This is a genomic window from Candidatus Woesearchaeota archaeon (assembly GCA_016187565.1).
Lineage (GTDB): Archaea > Nanobdellota > Nanobdellia > Woesearchaeales > JACPJR01 > JACPJR01.
On the sequence record JACPJR010000031.1, the window covers coordinates 125075 to 144644 of the forward strand.

Here is a 19570-nt window from a genome sequence, read left to right on the forward strand (position 1 = left end):
TAAGAGAATATAGAGTAGCTTTTTAAAACTTTCTCTATGTAACTACTGAATAATTAATAATAAGATTAGCGGGCACCCCTGGTAATGTCTTAATTAAAGATACATATAAATACTAGTTCTATCATTATTTGTATTCGGTGATTTTTATGAAAAAGAGGCGTAAATTAGATGTAGCATGCCCAAACGAGGCATGCAACCTTTTTGGTAAAAAAGGCATGAAAAACATAGTAAAAAGAGGCAGAAAGAAAAACGGCAACCTAAACTACACATGCACATTCTGCGGTAGAACATTCGTTAGAACAGTTGGAACAATTTTCTATAGAAGCAGAATCAAACGAAAAGAAGCAAAGCAAATTGCTAATTTACTTGTTGAGAAAAATGGCATACGAAGTGTAGGAAGAGTCATAGAAAGGAATAGAAATACAATTCTCAGATTTACTGACCGTCTGGCTGATAAATGCAAACAAGTGAATGAGTTTTTGCTCAAAGATGTTAAACTCAGTCCAATAGAAATTGATGAACTGTGGACGTTCATCAAAAAAAACAAAAAAAAGTTGAAGAAAAAGACTATCCAAACTATCAACAAGGAGATTGCTATGCTTATATCGCAATCAAAAGAGAAACAAATTTACACCTAGCCCACGCCGTCGGTAAAAGAATAGACTTGATTGCTGAGCATATCGTCTGGAAATTAAGTACCATTTTGCAACTGCCCACTTTTACGTACAAATTAGAGGTTTATACTGACGGAAATAAGCAGTACATTACAGCACTGCTTACTCATTTCAGAAAGGACTGCATGCTGTACGGACAGCTTGTCAAAAAGAAGAAAAACAAACGCTTTGTGTACAAGTTCAAAAAGAAAATCTTTGGTAATCCTAATTACAACGATATTGATACGGTCAATATCGAAAGTTACAATAGCATTCTCAGAGAACGGATTGGTTGTTTGGTGAGAAGAACAAAATGCTTCTCAAAACAGAGAAGCAAGTTTGAGAAACGCTTAGATATCTTTCAAGCGTACAATAACACAATGAAAGAAGATAATGATGGCAAAACTCCTTGCATGAAAGAAGACTTAACTGCTAAAAAATGGCAGTGGATGGATTTTTTTATGTATCGTTAACTAACCCACTCCCGCACCCCTAAACTATTGTCTGCTCTGCAGAATTGGATAAGAAGCTCGGGCTCTCAAACTCTGATTTTTTGCCTCGGCATCGTTGCACTAAAAATCAACCACTCCAAGTATTCGTGGGCAACTAACAGCGATGCATATGATAAGAGAGATTAATCTTATATCATATTATGTTTTTCATAGAATTCTATTGCCCTTTTCATTGTTTCTTCAAAACTAACTTGTGGCTTCCAACCCAGTTTATGTCTTATTTTAGAAGAATCAAAATACCTATGTTTAAAGCTAAAATTGATTGAAGATGGAGATAAAAGAGGTTTTTTACCAAAAGTAAATAGTATATTTTCCATTAAGCCAAATCCTATATTGCATGGTGGTAAAATCCAGGTTGGTAAAGTCTTTTTTATTTTTTTTGATTTAAGCATAAAAGCTATTTTATTAAACATTTCAATATAAGGAATAAACTCATTTGCAATAATGTAGTTTTCTCCTTTCTCACCTTTTTCCATTATTAACAGATGGGCAGTTATAGTATCCTCTATGGAAACAACAGCATTGCCACCAGGTGGTGCATATTTCATTTTTTCTTCTTTGATTTTTTTAACTACTTTTCCAATATGCATGCTGACATCTCCTGCTCCATAAATTGTTGTTGGAGATATGATTGAAACATTAAGTCCTTGACGAGCAAATTCTTCACATGTTTTTATAGTTAAATACTTTGAATACATATACATCACTTTTTGATATCTTTTAAAATCAAATGGAGATTCTTCATTGAGAGGAGAATTTTTGTCATCAGGGATACCAATGCCTGCTGTGGAAGCTGTAACAACCACTTTTTTTACTTTAAGTTCTTTTGCAACTTCAAGTATATTCCTTACCCCATCACATCCTTGCATTGCCTTAATCACATCATTTTTAGGTCTTATATCTCCATAAAAAACATTAATGTTTAGTCCGTCCAAAAATGGATGCCATTTGCCTTTATGTATGAGAATATTGATTTCATTATCTGAATTTATCGGTTGAATTTGCTGAATACTTCTTTTTCGCAGAAAAAGACTCTCAGACTCTCTTAACACCCTTTCCTATAATTTTTTACGAAGTAAAATTGAAGAGTTTCAGTGTGCCCCTTAATTGTAGATGTTCTTGCGATGTCCTACTTTAATGATAAGAATTCTCAAAAATCCTGTATCAACATCAAGAATTAATCTATAATCACCAACTCTGAACTTGTAACCTCTATCACCTACTAATGTTGTAACATATGCTTCTGGTCGTATTCTTATTCTCTCTAGTGCTTTGATAATTCTATCTTGAGTTAGCCGATCTAGCTTTTCTAACTGCTTTTTAGCACTATCGGAAAAAATGATTTCGTACATTTAAAGTCTGAGCTCCTTTTTAATTTGTTCAAGAGTATGGACTTTGCCTGCTTTAATTTCTGCTCTTGCTTCTGCAAGTTCTTTTTTTGTCGTTTCATTCATTTCCATGGTGTCTTCTATCAAATCCCATATTACTTCTTCGTAAGTCTCTCTATCAAAGAATTTCCTCTTGTTAAGCTCTTCTTGGAGCACCGGACTTATTTGAATGGTTGTTGCCATAGCGAACTATAATCTCCTATAGTATATAAACTTTTCGTGTTTCAATTTAATCTCTATGTATGCCATAGGCTACACAAGAACGTAACATTTATATATCAATTGTTACATTCTGCTGTAACATGGAACTATCCTCATTAAACGAATGGAATCCTTGGTGGGAAAGCAAAGAATCAGTTGAAGGCTTAAAAGGCAAACACCGGCCTTATTACGATTATTTGGTTAATTCTGTTGACATTAAAGAGATAACTATCATCACCGGAGTGAGAAGGTCAGGCAAAAGCACGTTGATGTATCAGATGATTAGTAATCTCCTGAAAAAAAGTGTTGACTCTAAACAGATATTATTCGTCAATTTGGAGGATAAACGGTTGACCCATGAGTCATTAGACAGCATATACCAATGCTACAGGGAGAATATTAACCTCGATAAAAAAGCATACATCTTCCTTGACGAGGGTCATAGAAAGGAAGGATGGGAATCGTGGATAAGAAAGAGATATGACCAAAAAGCCAATGATAAATTCATCATTTCAGGCTCATGCTCTTATCTCTTAAAAAAAGAATACTCAACATTATTAACCGGAAGAAACCTGACTTTTGAAGTATTCCCTTTAAGTTTCGAAGAATTTTTATTATTTAAAGATATAACCATTGATAAAGAAAACATTAAAAAAAATATAATACTTGAAAAAACAAAATGGGTTATTTTTAAAAATTTAAAAGAATATCTCAATCTTGGTGGGTTTCCAGAGATAGCCTTTAAGCCAGAAGATTATAAGATGAGGGTTCTTGAGCAGTACTTTGATGATATTTTATACAAGGATATTATAGACAGATATAATCTAAACTCTCAAAAAGCAAAAGACCTTGCGTTATTTTTTACAACGAATCTTGCAGGTTTGGTTTCACTGAGAAATGTACGAAACTCTCTTAAGCTCTCATACGATACGGTTAAAGACTATCTTTCTTACTATAAAGAGGCATTTTTATTTTTTACACTGGATCATTTTTCATATTCTTTTAAAGAGCAAAAAACATTGGCTTCAAAGATTTACTGTATAGATAATGGGCTAAGAAATGCTGTCAGCTTCAAATTTTCCAAGGACGATGGAAAGCTCGTAGAGAATCTCGTTTTTGTAGAGCTTACAAGAAGAGGAAATAAGTGTTATTATTGGAAGAACAACGGTGAAGTTGATTTTATATTAAAAGCCAAAAACCAAAGCCTTGCAGCAATAAATGTGTCTTATACTGATGAGATTGATGACCGAGAAATAAAATCATTATTAGAGTTTAAGAAGAAATTCAAGAAAGCAAAAGACCTGCTTCTTTTGACCAAAGACACTGAGAAAAAAGAAAAAGGCATTGTATTTATACCATTATGGAAGTGGCTATTAACCGAAAGGTAACCTGCTTAATAGAAAGAAATATATAGTCTGATTTATAGACTTGCTCTATGAAGAGAGTTTTAACTTGGATTGAAGAAGAAAAAATAACAGTTACAATCTTTCTTTTTACGGTAGGAGTGGTCTTAAATACTCCTCCAACTCATTTTGTTTTTACCGGAATGATTATGTATGGTTCTATTTTAATAATATTATTACATTTATTGCATCGACTATACCTTAAATTTCATAAGTAACTTTTTTCTTGAATACTAAAACATAGACGCCGCCAACTTTATCACTATCAAGAGACCCCATCTTTTTTTTTCTTTACTATAGTTTCATCTTTGCTCAACCCGCAGAACTCTAATAATAAAGATTATATAGGGGTATGTTATCTAAATTCCTCTTATGAAACACATTCCCTTGTTATTGGTCTTAGGAGTGTTATTGATGGTGATGAGCGGATGTTCCACCGTGGAAAGTAATACCATTAAGAACGACATTTCCTGTCAGTCTGATGAGGATTGTAAAACAGTGGATTGTTCTGAGTACCAAAATCAACTACCGCGGTTTTATGGGATTTGCGAATCAAATACATGCATCTGTGGATGTGGGAATCCAGAAAACGGTACCTATTGCCGATAGAAAACGTTGATGAGAGTATAGTTTTATATAGAAAAACTATTTTCCCACTTCCAACACAGGAAGAGTTATTCAAGAACCTAAAAAAAAGGGGTAAGCATTGAGAATTCTGAGAAGGTGAAACTATGACTCAGCAGAATGTTCAACCGATATTCATTTTACCTGAAGGAACACAACGAACACAAGGGAAGAGTGCACAGCATATGAATATTATGGCAGCCAAAGCTGTTGCCGAGACCGTCAGAACAACCTTAGGACCAAAGGGAATGGACAAGATGCTGGTTGATAGCATGGGTGAGGTCATCATTACCAATGATGGGGTAACAATTCTCGAAGAGATGAGCATTGATCATCCCTCAGCCAAGATGATTGTTGAGATTGCAAAAACTCAAGAAAATGAGGTTGGTGATGGAACAACAACTGCCGTAGTTTTGGCAGGAGAACTTCTCAAGAAGGCTGAAGGGCTTCTGGAGATGGAAATACATCCCACGGTTATTGCAAAGGGATACCGTATTGCAGCAGACAAAGCATTAATTATCTTAAAAAATATGTGTGAAAAAGTAACGCCAACGAATACAGATCTTCTGCAAAAGATTGCGGTTACTGCAATGACCGGTAAGGGCGCAGAACAGGCAAAAGAAAAACTTGCTGATCTTGCAGTCCGTGGATGTAAAAAAGTAATGGAAGAAACTCCTGAAGGCCTGAGCATTGATATAGAAGACGTAACCATCGAGAAAAAAGTCGGTGGCAGTGTTGAAGATTCTGAACTCATTGAAGGGATTGTGCTGGACAAGGAGCGAGTACATCCGGGTATGCCAAAACGTATAGTCAACGCTAAAGTTGCATTACTTGATTCTGCGCTTGAGATCAAAAGTACTGAAGTAGACGCAAAGATTCAGATTACTGATCCTGAACAACTCCAGGCATTTATTGATCAAGAAGAACGGATCCTTAAGCGGATGGTTGATCATCTTATCGGAGCAGGCGCAACCGTTGTTTTATGCCAAAAAGGGATTGATGATATTGCCCAACATTTCCTTGCCAAGCAAGGCATCTATGCTTGCAGAAGGGTAAAAAAATCAGATATGGAAAAATTAGCCAAAGCAACTGGAGGAGTCATTGTTACAAAGATTACTGACTTAACCAAAGATGACTTGGGTCATGCAGGAATGGTTGAAGAAAAAAAGGTAGGAGACGAAGCAATGACCTTTGTCAAGGAATGCAAGCATCCAAAGTCAGTTTCTATCTTGATCCGCGGTGGTACAGAGCATGTTATTGATGAGATTAAACGTGCTATGGAAGACGCTATTGGTGATGTTGCTGCTTCACTTCGCGACGGGAAAGTTGTCGGCGGTGCAGGGGCTCCTGAGATTGAGGTAGCACGAAACTTACGGCATTTTGCAGAATCATTGTCAGGAAGAGAACAGTTAGCGGTACTCGCATTTGCCGAAGCTATGGAAATCATTCCACGAACCTTGGCAGAAAACGCTGGTCTTGACCCCATCGATATTCTTACGGAGCTAAAATCAGCACACGATAATGGCAAGAAATGGGCTGGTGTTAATGTCTTTACCGGAAAAACCATGGATGCCTGGAAGGAAGGGGTTATTGAACCATTGAAGATTAAAGTTCAGGCAGTGAGTTCAGCAACCGAGGTAGCTACCATGATCTTACGCATTGATGACATGATTGCTGCAGGTCCCAGTGAAAAGGGCAATCAAGCACCACCACCAATGCCAGAATAAAAGAGTCATAACGTTACTAAGGTGCTATGAGTGATACTATGAACACTATAATGTGAAAAGTAATCACCACGATAGTATCCTTATGACTGTAGCTTGTTCTTTCGTTGTTCAATGATCTGGGTGATGATATCCTTTATCAGGGGAATGAAGGATACAAAGATAATAGCGAGAATGATGATCCCAAAATGATCCTGTACCCAGGGAATATTTCCAAAGAAATACCCTCCCATGATAAACAAGATACACCATGCCGCAGCACCAATGATGTTGTAACTCAAAAATTTTCTGTATGACATGGTCCCAATACCTGCAACAAACGGTGCAAATGTCCTGATCACCGGAATAAACCGTGCAAGAAGTATGGTCTTTTTTCCATGTTTTTCATAAAATGCTTGTGCCCGTACCAAATGATCTTTGTTAAAGAGCAAGGATTTCTCTTTTTTGAATACTTGAGGACCAACAAATTTTCCAATATGATAGTTTACTGTATCTCCAAGAACAGCGGCAAGAAATAAGAGGAAAATGACCCATTCGATCCTTAATGAACCGGTTGCGGCTAATGCACCCGCAGCAAAAAGTAAACTGTCTCCGGGAAGAAACGGAGTAACCACAACACCAGTCTCAAAAAAGACAATAAGGAAGAGAATAACATAGGTAAATGCAGCATATTCATTAACAACGGTCTGTAAATATGTGTCTAAATGAAGGAGGACATCAAGGAAAATGAATGCCATTAATCACAGAAATAAAGCATCCTTAATAAGCTTTTTTGTAACGTATGCATGGTGTCACGAGAACCACAAAACATTTGTCAATTAGTCCCGGGGCGTTTCAGAGGTAAACCAAGGTCTTTTACCATGGTTTCTACTTCTGTTCGAAATCTATGGCGGTCTGCATAAAAGGGAACAATACAACCCTGGCTGGCAAGGAAATCTCCATAGACTGATCCGGGTGATGAATGCTGGCGCTTTAGCCAGGTATCATACGGAACAACAACAATATAACCGATTTCATCAGCATGAAAGAGATCATACATATTTGCCAATCTTAACTGATAAACCTCAGGCCGGAGAATATTCTTCACACTGTTTCGCCGTTCATGATCCTTACCCCTGGCAACGGTTGTCGACCATCGGGCAATCTTGATATCAAGCCCAACAGGCACATTATCGATAAGTACCACACGGTTAGTCGTTGGTTTTCTTTCCGAGCCACTACGGACAACATACGCATGATCAGAAGCAGAGTAATGGACCTCATTTCCCTGATAACCGTTATGCGCAAAGGGGTCTACGAGAGTATAGCCCCGGAGAGCTAAGGGAGCCTGTGCACCACGAACCATGGCATTGAGATGGGCTTGTGCAACCAGGTCAACATACAGGTTCAATGATCGTGGTTTCCGTTGTCTTCCCAGTACCCGTTCTGCAGTCTCCCACCGAGGTTGTACTGTATGGAGTGCATCGCATAATGCTTCTATTCCCTCGGTCATTATCAATCGTTGTGGCATGTGTAACATCCTCCTTGGAGTGTCATCTCTCCTAATAGCTCATCAATTCAGTTTTCATCCATTCTTTCGTGCAAAGCTTCTTCGTGTGTTCTCCAAAAGCCGTGCAGTAACAGCCATCTCTAACCTTAACTGCTCTATCGCATCTGGCATCTCAGGCACACCCTTATCGCTAAAGAATGTTGCCACTTCCTCTGCAATCCTCTCATCACCAAGATGTTTCATATTGCGTACCACATGGGTGAGATAGGTGGCATTATCGCCTGCAAATTTGCTCGCAATACCCTCCCAGGTATCTCTTAACCATGGCCAGACAAGCCTTTTTCCATAGGGATTGGAAGCAACAGAGACTACCGTATAGGTACTATCACGATGGCCAACTCTCTGGTCTAACGCAAATGCAAGGGTTCGCTCTAATAGTTCTGGTTGTCTAAAAAATCCAAGGGCAATGGCAAGTCTTTCCTGTTCTTTCTTATCTCCTGTATTGAGGTAAGCGTCGGTTAAGCGGGTATGGAATGCTTGATCACCATGCCATGCTGCAAGACGGTAGAATGTCGGACGGATATTTCGGTGAACCGCATCAAAAGGCCCTGCAGCCATTTCTGTAGTACGAGCAACTACGCCTGGATGATCTGTTTTTGCCAATGCATACAGGGCAGCATTACGTAAGACACTATCATTAGGGGTTTCTCCTGCTTGCTCTTCCCAGCCCATACGTGCAAAAATAGGTTCACCAATACTACGATTTGCTTGTCGAATGTCATCAGAAAATTCATGAAGAAGAGGTTCACCACCACATAACTGTTCCAGTGACAGCAGACTTTCAAAAATGTTGATAGCAACGGTTGCATCAGTCTCATACCGATAATGCTTCAAAAACGTCAAATAGTCTCGAACCGCAATATCTCCTGTATAACAAAAATCCGCTAGGTCAGTATGAATGCTCCACCGATCTCGGGGAGAAATCCCACCAGCTTCAATGGCTTCACCAAGTAAACCCAGTTCTGTTGGTTCATACTTTACTCGGTAGTACCCTGTTCGACCAGGATTAACAAGAACATATCCTTCTGGTTTGAAAGGAAAGGTAAACGAACGACCAGAAAGTAAACGTGAGACACTTCTTCCGGTGCTGTCAACAACATGGACAGGAATAGGCCATTGTGTTGTACCCTCATCAGTATAGGCCAGTTGCTTTTGAGAAACCCTTAATCCATTTTCTGTTCGATGGGCACTAACGCAGGGTATGCCTGCACGACTAACCCACGCCTCTGCTAATTTCGCTACATCTTTTCTTGAGCTCAACGCACTCCAAAGATCTCGAGCATCAGTACTACCAAATTGATGTGTCTGAAGGTAAGCCTGAACACCCTGTTGAAATTTATGTTCTCCAAGGTAAGATTCGACCATATGCAATATCATAGCAGCTTTCGCATAGGTAATATCATCGTAATGCCCCTGAAGTTCTTCAGGAGTCTGGGCAGAAACACGGATAGGATGACGGTTTGCCAAGGTATCCCGGCGCATTGCTCCAGGAATCTGGTAATTCAAAAAACGACCCCATCCACCTAATGCTGGAGCGCAGGCATCAACAGCTTTGAGAGCCATGTAATCAGCAAAGCCCTCTTTGAGCCAGAGATCCTGCCATTCCCCCATGGTAACAAGATCACCAAACCACTGATGGGCAATTTCATGGGCAAGGAGTTTGGCAACTTTCCTTTGGTGTTCAACCGAGTCTCTTTGAGGATCATAGAGCGCCAGTGTTTCATGAAGGGTAATAGCACCGAAGTTCTCCATACCGCACGCAAGTAATGTAGGAACAACAATGAGGTCTAGCTTTTTAAGAGGATAAGGAACATCAAAATAGTTTTCAAAGTAGGATAATAATTGAGCACCCAAATCAAGAATAAAGCCAGTTTCACCTATCTTTCCAGGAACCGTAAAGGCACTAAGGCTTATACGTCCTGTTGTTGATCGTACGCTTGTTTCTCTTCTTTCAAGCTCTCCTGCACCAAGGTAGAGCAAGTAGGTTGACATAGGGGGCGTTGTTCCAAAACGAACTCGTTTTCCTCCATCAGCAAGCACTTCTGTAGCAACAGGAGGTGTATTGGAGATAATAGTTTCAAGGCTTGGATCAGTAGTTTCAACCGTTAAGGTAAACTCTGCCTTAGCACCAGGTTCATCGATACAAGGAAATAAACGTCGTGCGTAGGTTGGTTCAAGATGGGTTGTATGCAAGAAGCGGTTTGCTCCCTCGCTATCTCTAGAGGGAACACGATACAGGCCATACCCTTCCTGGTAGTTACCGGTATAATCAAGAAGAAGAGTAACACGACCGTGCAGTGTCTTGGGAAATAAAAGCGTTACGGTTTGATTTTCTGGATGAGGCTGGATTTCAGCAGCAAGCGAGCCTGAAGGCAAGTTTATTTGTGCCTGAGAAATCTGCATGTGGTCAGCGTGAAGCACAACCCTTTGGCTTGGTCTTCCAAGCGTAAGATCAAGATTAAGATAGCCTAGAAAAGAATCTCCCTGAGAAGGCTTTATCAGAAGATCATAATGATGGGGTGTTACCTGTTCAGCAATTGAAGGGATAGTCATGGTAGGTTATCACTAATACATTCTGCATATTTTCTCATGCTACTAAGATAAAGTAGCCGAGAAATGTACGTATGTTATATAAAGGTTTCTCTAGATGCCACTGTTAAGTAGTCCCCGGTTTTGTCTCTTCTTGTTCTTCCTTCTTCTCGTCGAAGAACAGAAATGTTTATATAGTAGTATACAGTTTATGTCCATTCTTACACCACCACCATTGAGGAAAAAATTCATGCAACAACAGCAACAACAGGTATTTTCTCTATTACTAGATCAGGATGAAGTCACTTGGCAGTCTATAATCTATGAACTGATTAAAACAGAACAGATGGACCCCTGGGATATTGATATCTCTGAGTTAGCCAAGAAATTTCTGGTTATGCTCAAGAAGTTTAAGGAAGCAGACTTTCGCATTAGTGGTAAAGTGCTTTTAGCAGCTGCGCTTCTCCTTCGCTTGAAATCAGACAAGTTTGTCGGAGAGGATATGCAGGAACTTGATCGTTTAATTGCAGCAACCGAGCAAACCGGGGATGAGTTCTATGAAGAGCTTGAACAGGAGCAATCCATGAATGAGCCTTTAGCTGAAGAGCCACATCTCTTACCAAGGACACCACAACCACGAAAACGAAAAGTATCAGTCTTTGACTTAGTCGAAGCGCTTGAAAAAGCCCTTGAGGTCCAACAACGAAGAACAACCCGTATTATTCCTGAAGCTCCGGTGGTAAAAGCACCTGAGAAAACGACTGATATGACCGTGATTATTAAGGATGTCTATCACCAAGTCAGGCATTATTTTTTGGTCAAACGAGTCAAACGATTAACCTTTTCTCAACTATTACCCTCGCAAAAAAAAGAGGATAAAGTATATACCTTCATCCCACTCCTCCATCTCACCAATCAGAGAAAAATTGATTTAGAACAGGAACAACATTTTGGTGAGATTGAAATTCTGTTGACAACACCAGAAAAAGAAGAAGTTGTTCAATAGTTGGAAAAAACAGCTATGGTTGTTGGGTGTAATGCTCAGTAAGATGGTTACTATCCTTTGCATTCATATAACGAACAGCATCTCGTATGCCGCCTAAGGTTAACGGCACCATGCGATATATCCGCTGTATTTGACCAACAGTAATGCAAGGTTCTGATCCATCATCCCAATTATTATGTGCAGTATGCCACTGCTCTTGAGATCTTGGGTTAATCCAAACTGCATGCTGAAACCGGTCAGCAACTCGTTGTAACCACTCTGGCTTTAACTCATAGGGCGACATCCGTGCATCTCCCACTATGAAAACCCGATGAGCAGGATCTAATCGCAATAACCTTTCTGTTGGAAATGGTTTCTCCCTTCGTTTATCAGTATAAACCGTTTCATCAAAGCAGTTGTGAAAGTAATACGTTTTTAAGTCCTCTTTAAATCGATCGTTCATTTTAGCAAATAACTGCATGACAATACCTACATACGCATCCATCGAGTACCCACCATTATCGATCATAAGAATAACCCGTATTTTATCACGGGTATTTTTCTCGAAATAGAGCTCAACCCTTCCGGTCTTGCCTGCTTCATAAACCGTTCTTTCTATAGCAAGCTCATCTGAAATTCCCAGAGGAGCAAGCTGTCGGAGTTCCCGTAAAGCAGCTGTCATCGTATCATCGCTTACACGAGTGTTCACATCAACAGGATACGATCGTGGATCATCCAATACTCGTCGTGCAGATAATCCTCCACCTTGTCCACCAACCCGTATACCTCCGTATCCTCTGCCGGAATGCCCATAGGGAGATATACCACCAGTTCCTATCCAATGTGCTCCGCCAGCATGTTCTGTCCGTTGTCTTTTTGCCACCTCTTGCATCCTCTCAAGAAGCTCATCGATAGCAACACTACGAAAATCAGCAGCTGCATCATTGAAACTATTCCCCTTGGTTTGTTCTGGATCGGCTGGATCAACCCGATCTTCCAAGGTAGGATCATCTCGCTGCAAGAGTGCAGCACCATCTACGGTCCTTTTTACTTCAGTTGGCTGGCGTTGAAAAAGGTGATCGAGAAATGCATCTCGTAAAAGTTTTGGATCTAAAGGCCGCTCCGACCAATGAGGGTCATCCCGAATCTGCGCCTCAAACCATCTTTTCAAAAGAGATGAGCCATACATTGCATCTTCTAAATGACCATCTTGTGGCGTTTCAATTCCAAAAAAATAATCACAGAAGGCATTGGTGTACGGTCCGCGGTGTTTTGGAGACTTTACTACTAACACTTGTCCAGCATCATACAACTCAGAAACACTCCTGATCATGCCATGGTCAGCTAGCAGATACAACTCTCGGAGTGTTCGTACATCTGCAGGAACACCATACTTCTTCAGTGCATGTATAAAGCCAGCAAACATGTTATCAGCGATATGGTTGTTCTCGATAATGTCTTTGATCTCTCCTGTCCTCGCCCCCAAGAGCAGATTTCATTCCATGCCAATATTCTCTAAGAGTTCCCCAATCAACTCCTCGTTTAATTAATGCCTGTCCACCTTCAAGTTTCTCTATTCTTTTCCTATCAGTAATACCATTAGCAGTAAGATACTGCACCCAATCCCGCAATTCACGGGTTGCCGGGCTTCTTTCTAACCTTCTTTCTCTGAGCTCATAAAATACACCTATTGCTGTCTGGAGCACCTGGTCGCTAATGGTAGGAAAATGCAGCTTCATAATCTCCCACATCCGTTGTTGCGTCGGAAAATCAATATAATGGTAAACACATCTCCCCAAAAAGGCACTCGGTAATTCTTTCTCTGCATTACTGGTTATGACGATAACTGGTGTATGTGTTGCAGGGATTGTCTGTCCGGTTTCTTTGACATATATCTCCCGCCGTTCTAAAATGGCCAGAAGATTGTTGGGAACTTCTCTTTCTGCCTTATCTATTTCATCTAAGGTTAGGACCACTGGTTTTTCTGATAGAAATGCCCTTCCTACTGGGCCATAGGTAATATAATCCTCAATGTGGTCTACTCTTCTTCTTTCTGTACCCTGACCAGCTGCTACCAACTGTGCATCCGTAAGCCTTAAAACAGCATCGTAGGTATAACACAGTTCCAGGCCTTTTGTTTCTGAGGTTATTGGCGCTAAGATATGTTCCAGACCAAGAACGCTTGCAGCCTCTTCACCTAATTTCGTTTTTCCTGTGCCAGATTCTCCTTCGACCAGAAGAGGCTTACCAAGAAGGTATGCTATAGACAGTGCTCGTGCTAATTCTTTATCAGCCAAATAGTGATCGCTTCCTTTAAATGTTTTGAGTTGTGTTAATATCCCCGGATCTATCCCATTCGTTTGTGCCATGGTGTTGAAGGAAGAATAAGCCTTCTTTTAAAAAGATTTACGTTTCATCGGCTTCATCCAAAAATGGTTTCTAACGCCTGAATTAAAAATAACAACAATAGAGGTGCAGACGCCCAAAATTTCAGCAAAAATTTTGTGCTACTCGGGTTTCCCCTAAGGAACCCTCCCTCGTTCTGCACCAATCGTGAGATTTATAAATAATTACATTTAAAAGACACTATTGGTTTCCTCTTTGGATGGAATCAGACAGAAGTGGAGTAAGGGAATCGGCGAGATCATGTGTTGATCTAGAATCAGTAGTGAGTTTTTTTGAAAAAAAGATAGCTGAAGATAATGAAGCCCTGCGGCAGAGGTATATTGCAAGAATGAGAACTGAGCCCTACGATCCAAAGGGGCTTGTTATTGTTATGCGCTATGACTGTGTTTTTGCTTGCGGCCATTGCTTTTTCTATAGCAATCTTCACTCAAAAGAAATATTATCCGATGAAGCAATAGATAGAGCAATAGACTTTGCTGCCAAGAGTGGTATGTCTTTTGTTCTCTTCTCTGGCGGAGAGCCAATGATTGATCCCCAAAGGGTATTTAGAGCAATTGTGAGAGTAAAAGAAAAAGGATTACATGCTCTTTTACAAAGTTCTTATCTTGGAGATACAGTGGATCAAATAGAGGAAAACGCAACAAGAATTGGGAAATTAGGAATTGCAGAGTTTCTCACTTCTTTAAGCGTGTTTCATCAACACGCAAAACCACCATCTACGGTAATGGATTATGTTGATAACGTGGTGAGGATTGTAGATGCAATTACCAGAAAGGGGATTGGTGTGGGTATTAAAAACACCTGGGATGTAAACGTTGGAAGAACAGAATCAGTAGAGCAATCTAATAGATTTACACAGAAGTTAAGAGAAGCAGGAGCAGTATTTTTAGGACAACCCTTTCAACAAGGAGAATACATCTTTAGTATGAATGAAAGACAGATCCATTTAGAAGACCCCTGCATTATCAGTGTCGGAAATGCAAGAGCTCAAGGAATGGTTTCTCAACGGCCAGTGGCTTGGGAAAAATCCCTTTATCACTGCCCTATTTTTTATGAATTACACCATGCAGGTGGCATGTTAACTATTTATCCTGATGGAAATGTTGCACGATGTTGCTCTGCTGAAAAGAAAGCGAATTTTGGATTTGGAAACGTTCTTACTGATTCATTTGAAGATATTATCCGAAACATAAGAAGAAGTGACTATGTGCGCCCAGATATGGCCGTCGTGTTGCAAGAAGGGTATAGGATGTTACACGAGGAGTTTCCTGACTTATTGCCGAAAGATGGGCCCTGCCAGGCATGCGAAATATGTAGTCCCATTGTTGCTCATGAAAAAACACGAACTAGATTAGCTGAAAGAACCGGCAACCGACATCTCTTTGTACCCTATACTCACCGAAATAACAGATAACACTCAGAACTCATCAGCCCATATAGGAAGGCTTGTCTTCCTTCATTTCCTTTCCCCTTGCAGACCTGAAGAATTCTTCGAGGGTTCGATAGGCTTCTTCAATCTCTTTGGTTACTGAAGGCCGTACTTTCTTTAATGCTTCCTCAAAGTGATCCATGGTAATTTCTTTGATTTTCATATCTGGTTTATGATCCTCTCGCTTTCCTTTGTCTATTTTTCGTCGCAGGGCCATAATGGCTGCTTCACGACATACTGCTTCGATATCAGCCCCAACATAGCCCTCTGTTTGCTCGGCAAGTTTCTTAATATCAACATTTTTGATGGGCATTCCTTGGGTATGGACACGGAAGATGGCTTCTCGTCCTGCTTGATCAGATGGAGGTACATAGATAATACGATCAAATCTGCCAGGTCGTAGAAGGGCTGTATCTAAAATATCTGGTCTGTTGGTTGCTGCGATAATAACAATATCATGGAGGTCTTGAAGTCCATCCATCTCTGTTAACAATTGATTTACCACACGCTCGCCACTGTGGTTTTCACTCATCACTCCTCGACGAGGTGCAATACTGTCAATCTCGTCAAAGAAGATAATACTTGGGCTGGTTTGTCGTGCTTTGTTGAAAATCTTACGAATTCCTCGTTCACTCTCACCCACCCATTTACTGATAAGCTCTGGGCCATTGACGAGGATAAAATTTGCCTCAGACTCATTAGCAACCGCCTTTGCCAACAAGGTTTTTCCTGTTCCCGGAGGACCATAGAGCAAGATTCCTTTCGGAGGTTTGACTCCCATTCTATGGAAAACTTCAGGATACTTCAACGGCCATTCTACTGCTTCAATGAGTTCTTGTTGCACCTTTTCCAGCCCTCCAATATGTTCCCATTTCACTGAAGGGATCTCAACAAGAACCTCACGCATGGCACTCGGACGAACAACCTTTAATGCTTCAAAAAAGTCATTTCTGGTTATATGTAACTTTGATAATAATTCTTTCGGAATTGGTTCTTCTTTTTGTAGCTCGAGATCAGGCAAGATCTTTCTGAGCACGATCATGGCTGCTTCCTTTGAGAGCGCAGAGAGATCTGCTCCGACAAATCCATGCGTTATCTCTGAGATCTCTGTCAGGAGATGTTCGGTAACTTTTCTTGAAATAAGATTCTCAACACGATCTTCTCTTGAGATTTCCCTGATTTTTTCACTGATCCATTTATCAGGCTGGATAAGAACAACACCTTTTTCATTTGTTTCAGCATGTTGTTTTAATTCATCAAGGATTTCATTGCTGATGGTGTCAGTACACATCCTCATAAAATCCTTCACCGATCGTTTGATGTCTGCAGGAATATATTTTGCAAGCGCTACCTTGAGCCTTGGTTCAATCATCCCCGAGAGGAGTGTGATATTTTCTGCTTCGATAGGAATACTCTTAACCAGATCTTTTGTCGGGAGTTTTGCAAAGAATTCCTGAAATCCTTTGGTTATTTCTTCTCGCTTCCATGCTGGATTTAAGGTAGTCGGATCATTATTAATGGGCATATTTCTGGTATGAATCTTCAGAATTTTCAATCTGCCCTCTTTGCGTGGTACCCCTATCTCAATTTCTCGGTCAAACCGTCCTGGTCTTCGTAATGCGGGGTCCAATGCATTGGGTATGTTTGATGCTGCGATAACCACCACTTTTCCACGAGACTTTAAGCCATCCATGATTGCCAGCAGCTGGGCAACAACACGACGCTCGACTTCACCCTGCACTTCCTCACGTTTTGCAGCAATAGCATCAATTTCATCGATAAAGATAATAGACGGTGCATTTTTCTCCGCGTCTTCGAATTTCTTTCTAAGGTTTTCTTCAGAATTATGGGCAAAGATCCCTCCAAATCCTGCAATAAAGTTTTGTGTTGGGTTGACGGAAATATCGTAGACAAACTCAGGAGCATCAGCTTCTTGAATCTCAACTACCTTATCCCAGGATATATCGCTTTCGATAATTTGGTGGAGGATAGGGCTCTCAAGTTTCTGAAGAACATTTTTTCCTACACTTTTCGAATGTTTCCATGCAGTCATATTGTTCTTTCTCAAAATCTCTTGAACGTCTGTTGTCAGAGGGATTTGATCTCTCCGTGAAAATTTCTTTTGTAAGCAATATTCATAGATAGTAGCATTTCTTTGGCTATCCAAGAAACCTATCTCCTTAAATATTTCAAGATTATCGTAATCTGCAAAGCAGATTCTTCGCTGTGGCCTGTTTTTTCTTTCATAGATCTTTGCAATAATACCAAAACTCAACAGGAGATAGGCGATATCATCAGCAAGGTCAGGGCTTTCTGTACAGACTTCCACCATTAATGCAGGAGTCTTTGTGTTGAGGTGTCCATCACCACTAAAATAGCCACGCAAAAAAGCACTGAGATTCTTTTTATTGAGATTATACACTAGCTGAGGAACGCTTTTCTTCCTTGCACCCGAGGAAAATCTCAGGACATGTTTCATTATTTTTCCAAGAATCCCAGAACAGATGAAAATGTCAGTCCCCTGTGAGTTCGGCTTATGATACACAAGGACTTGTCCAAATAGTCTTTGGCAGAGTTGGGCAACTACCTTTTCTTCATCTCTATGGATAGATAATCGTACCTCATTTTTGGTTGTGTAGGATCCTTCAGCCATCCATAATCCGAAAAATGTCCATAACTCTTCTGAAAACTTTAATGTTGCTGGGAAGACCTTCCCTTTAGTCCTGATTTGTAAGAGATCTTTATTGATGGTGATATTTGTATGATTAACCAGCTTCATGAAGCTACTAACCGGAATGCCGATATTTTTATTTTTGAGGTCATACACATATTTTTCCTTAACGTTAAGGATCTTTGCTACTTCTCTAATACCAAGCTTATGTATTGCTTCAGAAAGATACCTCTGTCCATTGGCTATTCGTATGCTATAGTCTTCTTCTCGTAAAGCTTCAAGTAGATCAAGTTCCTCTAGAGGATGGGAGGGTAGCGGAATCTTTTTTGGAATTGCAATAAAAGATTCGTTGACTTTGAGATCAGAAGTCTTTATCTCTGCAATACCTGTATTTCCCAATGTAAAGAGCGAATGATAATTCGTTACCCTAATAGACCTTCCCGAACGTGTTTTAACCTTGTACACTTTTCCCTGTGTTTTATGCTTGATGAGACCGGTAACTGGACTTAGGACGATTTTGCCCTTGTCATCAAAACAGGCTACCTGAATGTTTTGTCTTCCTTGATCAACGACCTCTCCAATAGGAACACGTTTGAGCATGTTATTCTCAGAGATAAGGATTTTTTCATCTCCTGGTAAGGATTGTCCGTAAAATTTACTCATAATCTCAGGACCATTAATCAGGATAAAGTTCGCATTGGTTTCATTAGCCACTGCTTTTGCGAGGAGTGTTTTTCCTGTACCCGGAGGACCATGGAGGAGTACTCCTTTTGGCGCTTCAATCCCCAGCCGTTCAAAAATCTCAGGATGTTTCAGAGGAAGCTCTACCATCTCTCGTACTTTTTTAATTTCTTCGTTAAGACCACCAATATCTTCATAGGTTACTTCTAAGGATTTCTCCTCAACACTCTCTACCGGTTCAGGGTTAAAAACAACTTCGGTTAATTCTGATACAATAACTGCTTGTTTCGGATTGGTGTCTACAACAATAAATTTAAGATCCCCAAAGCCAAAGCCCATCATGCTTTCATCGAGAATGTTGAAGACATCATTGAAAAATGGACTCTGAGACATGGTTGATCTTCTTCTCTGCTGTCCACCAAGCGAGACAATGTCCCCTTTAAGGAGCGCTCTCCCTAACAGCCCTTGCTTGAAGAGCATGGGAGATGCTCGAATCATAATGCCCTTCTTTGATGGTGCAATAATTATCTTTTTGGCCTCTTTAACATCTGCCTTATAGACGTTAACAACTTCACCAATACCGGTTTTCCCATTTCTTCTGATAAGACCGTCCATGCGGATGATGTTCAATCCAATATCTCCAGGGTAAGCTCTATCAACAATGCCAACAGTTTCTCTTTCTCCGGTTATAGAAACTATATCCCCCGGACGTACACCTATCTCATGCATGTAGCTTGAATCTATACGGACAATTCCCTTGTTAACATCATCCTGGATAGCTTCTGCAACTTTGAGCTTGATGATCTTTACCATAG

General features: G+C 40.2%; 16 protein-coding genes and 2 pseudogenes. 7 read left to right on the plus strand and 11 right to left on the minus strand.

The features are described 5' to 3' along the window. Positions 1-146: 146 nt before the first annotated feature. A complete protein-coding gene (locus tag HYW21_08345; protein ID MBI2549334.1) occupies positions 147-638 on the plus strand; it encodes an IS1 family transposase in 492 nt (163 codons plus the stop codon). Positions 639-664: 26 nt separating this feature from the next. Beyond that, entirely contained in the window at positions 665-1126 is a 462-nt protein-coding gene (locus tag HYW21_08350; GenBank protein MBI2549335.1) for an IS1 family transposase, read from the plus strand. Positions 1127-1293: 167 nt separating this feature from the next. Here the strand turns inward: HYW21_08350 and HYW21_08355 are convergent, their stop codons facing one another. The 3 genes from HYW21_08355 to HYW21_08365 form a co-directional block, all read right to left on the minus strand. After that, entirely contained in the window at positions 1294-2100 is an 807-nt protein-coding gene (locus tag HYW21_08355) for an NAD-dependent epimerase/dehydratase family protein (GenBank protein MBI2549336.1), read from the minus strand. 168 nt (positions 2101-2268) lie between these two features. Continuing rightward, entirely contained in the window at positions 2269-2517 is a 249-nt protein-coding gene (locus tag HYW21_08360; protein ID MBI2549337.1) for a type II toxin-antitoxin system RelE/ParE family toxin, read from the minus strand. Continuing rightward, complete coding sequence (locus tag HYW21_08365) at positions 2518-2736, minus strand: hypothetical protein (GenBank protein ID MBI2549338.1); 219 nt, start codon at positions 2734-2736, stop codon at positions 2518-2520. A gap of 119 nt (positions 2737-2855) precedes the next feature. Here HYW21_08365 and HYW21_08370 point away from each other — a divergent pair, with 119 nt between their 5' ends. From HYW21_08370 to HYW21_08380, 3 genes are all read left to right on the plus strand, one after another. Next, on the plus strand, positions 2856-4142 hold the full coding sequence (locus HYW21_08370; protein MBI2549339.1) for an ATP-binding protein: 1287 nt from the start codon (positions 2856-2858) through the stop codon (positions 4140-4142). A gap of 387 nt (positions 4143-4529) precedes the next feature. Beyond that, entirely contained in the window at positions 4530-4766 is a 237-nt protein-coding gene (locus HYW21_08375) for a hypothetical protein (GenBank protein MBI2549340.1), read from the plus strand. A gap of 122 nt (positions 4767-4888) precedes the next feature. Next, positions 4889-6508 carry a TCP-1/cpn60 chaperonin family protein gene (locus HYW21_08380; GenBank protein MBI2549341.1) on the plus strand — a complete coding sequence of 540 codons (1620 nt, stop codon included), beginning with the start codon at positions 4889-4891 and terminating at the stop codon, positions 6506-6508. 80 nt (positions 6509-6588) lie between these two features. Here HYW21_08380 and HYW21_08385 read toward each other — a convergent pair whose 3' ends face one another. From HYW21_08385 to HYW21_08395, 3 genes are all read right to left on the minus strand, one after another. Beyond that, positions 6589-7242 (minus strand): DedA family protein, encoded by a 654-nt coding sequence (locus HYW21_08385; GenBank protein ID MBI2549342.1) that lies wholly within the window; start codon positions 7240-7242, stop codon positions 6589-6591. A gap of 77 nt (positions 7243-7319) precedes the next feature. Then, on the minus strand, positions 7320-8015 hold the full coding sequence (locus HYW21_08390) for a hypothetical protein (protein MBI2549343.1): 696 nt from the start codon (positions 8013-8015) through the stop codon (positions 7320-7322). A 54-nt stretch (positions 8016-8069) separates the two neighbouring features. Then, a complete protein-coding gene (locus tag HYW21_08395; GenBank protein ID MBI2549344.1) occupies positions 8070-10607 on the minus strand; it encodes a M1 family metallopeptidase in 2538 nt (845 codons plus the stop codon). Between the two features lie 187 nt (positions 10608-10794). On the opposite strand from HYW21_08395, the gene HYW21_08400 reads away from it, so the two are divergent. After that, entirely contained in the window at positions 10795-11589 is a 795-nt protein-coding gene (locus HYW21_08400; GenBank protein MBI2549345.1) for a segregation/condensation protein A, read from the plus strand. Between the two features lie 13 nt (positions 11590-11602). On the opposite strand, the gene HYW21_08405 is transcribed toward HYW21_08400, so the two are convergent. Then, the gene (locus HYW21_08405) at positions 11603-12994 is read right to left on the minus strand and encodes a hypothetical protein (protein ID MBI2549346.1); all 1392 of its coding nucleotides are present in this window, start codon (positions 12992-12994) and stop codon (positions 11603-11605) included. Positions 12995-12998: 4 nt separating this feature from the next. Beyond that, a complete protein-coding gene (locus HYW21_08410) occupies positions 12999-13937 on the minus strand; it encodes a MoxR family ATPase (protein ID MBI2549347.1) in 939 nt (312 codons plus the stop codon). A gap of 236 nt (positions 13938-14173) precedes the next feature. On the opposite strand from HYW21_08410, the gene HYW21_08415 reads away from it, so the two are divergent. Beyond that, positions 14174-15388: a radical SAM protein gene (locus tag HYW21_08415; protein MBI2549348.1), complete on the plus strand. Its 1215-nt coding sequence runs from the start codon at positions 14174-14176 to the stop codon at positions 15386-15388. Positions 15389-15401: 13 nt separating this feature from the next. Here the strand turns inward: HYW21_08415 and HYW21_08420 are convergent, their stop codons facing one another. The 3 genes and pseudogenes from HYW21_08420 to HYW21_08430 form a co-directional block, all read right to left on the minus strand. After that, a complete protein-coding gene (locus tag HYW21_08420) occupies positions 15402-16775 on the minus strand; it encodes an AAA family ATPase (protein ID MBI2549349.1) in 1374 nt (457 codons plus the stop codon). A gap of 78 nt (positions 16776-16853) precedes the next feature. Continuing rightward, positions 16854-18737 (minus strand): annotated as a pseudogene (locus tag HYW21_08425) (AAA family ATPase). Further along, positions 18714-19568: pseudogene (locus HYW21_08430) on the minus strand (AAA family ATPase). Before HYW21_08430 ends, HYW21_08425 begins: the two co-directional pseudogenes overlap by 24 nt. Positions 19569-19570 lie beyond the last annotated feature (2 nt).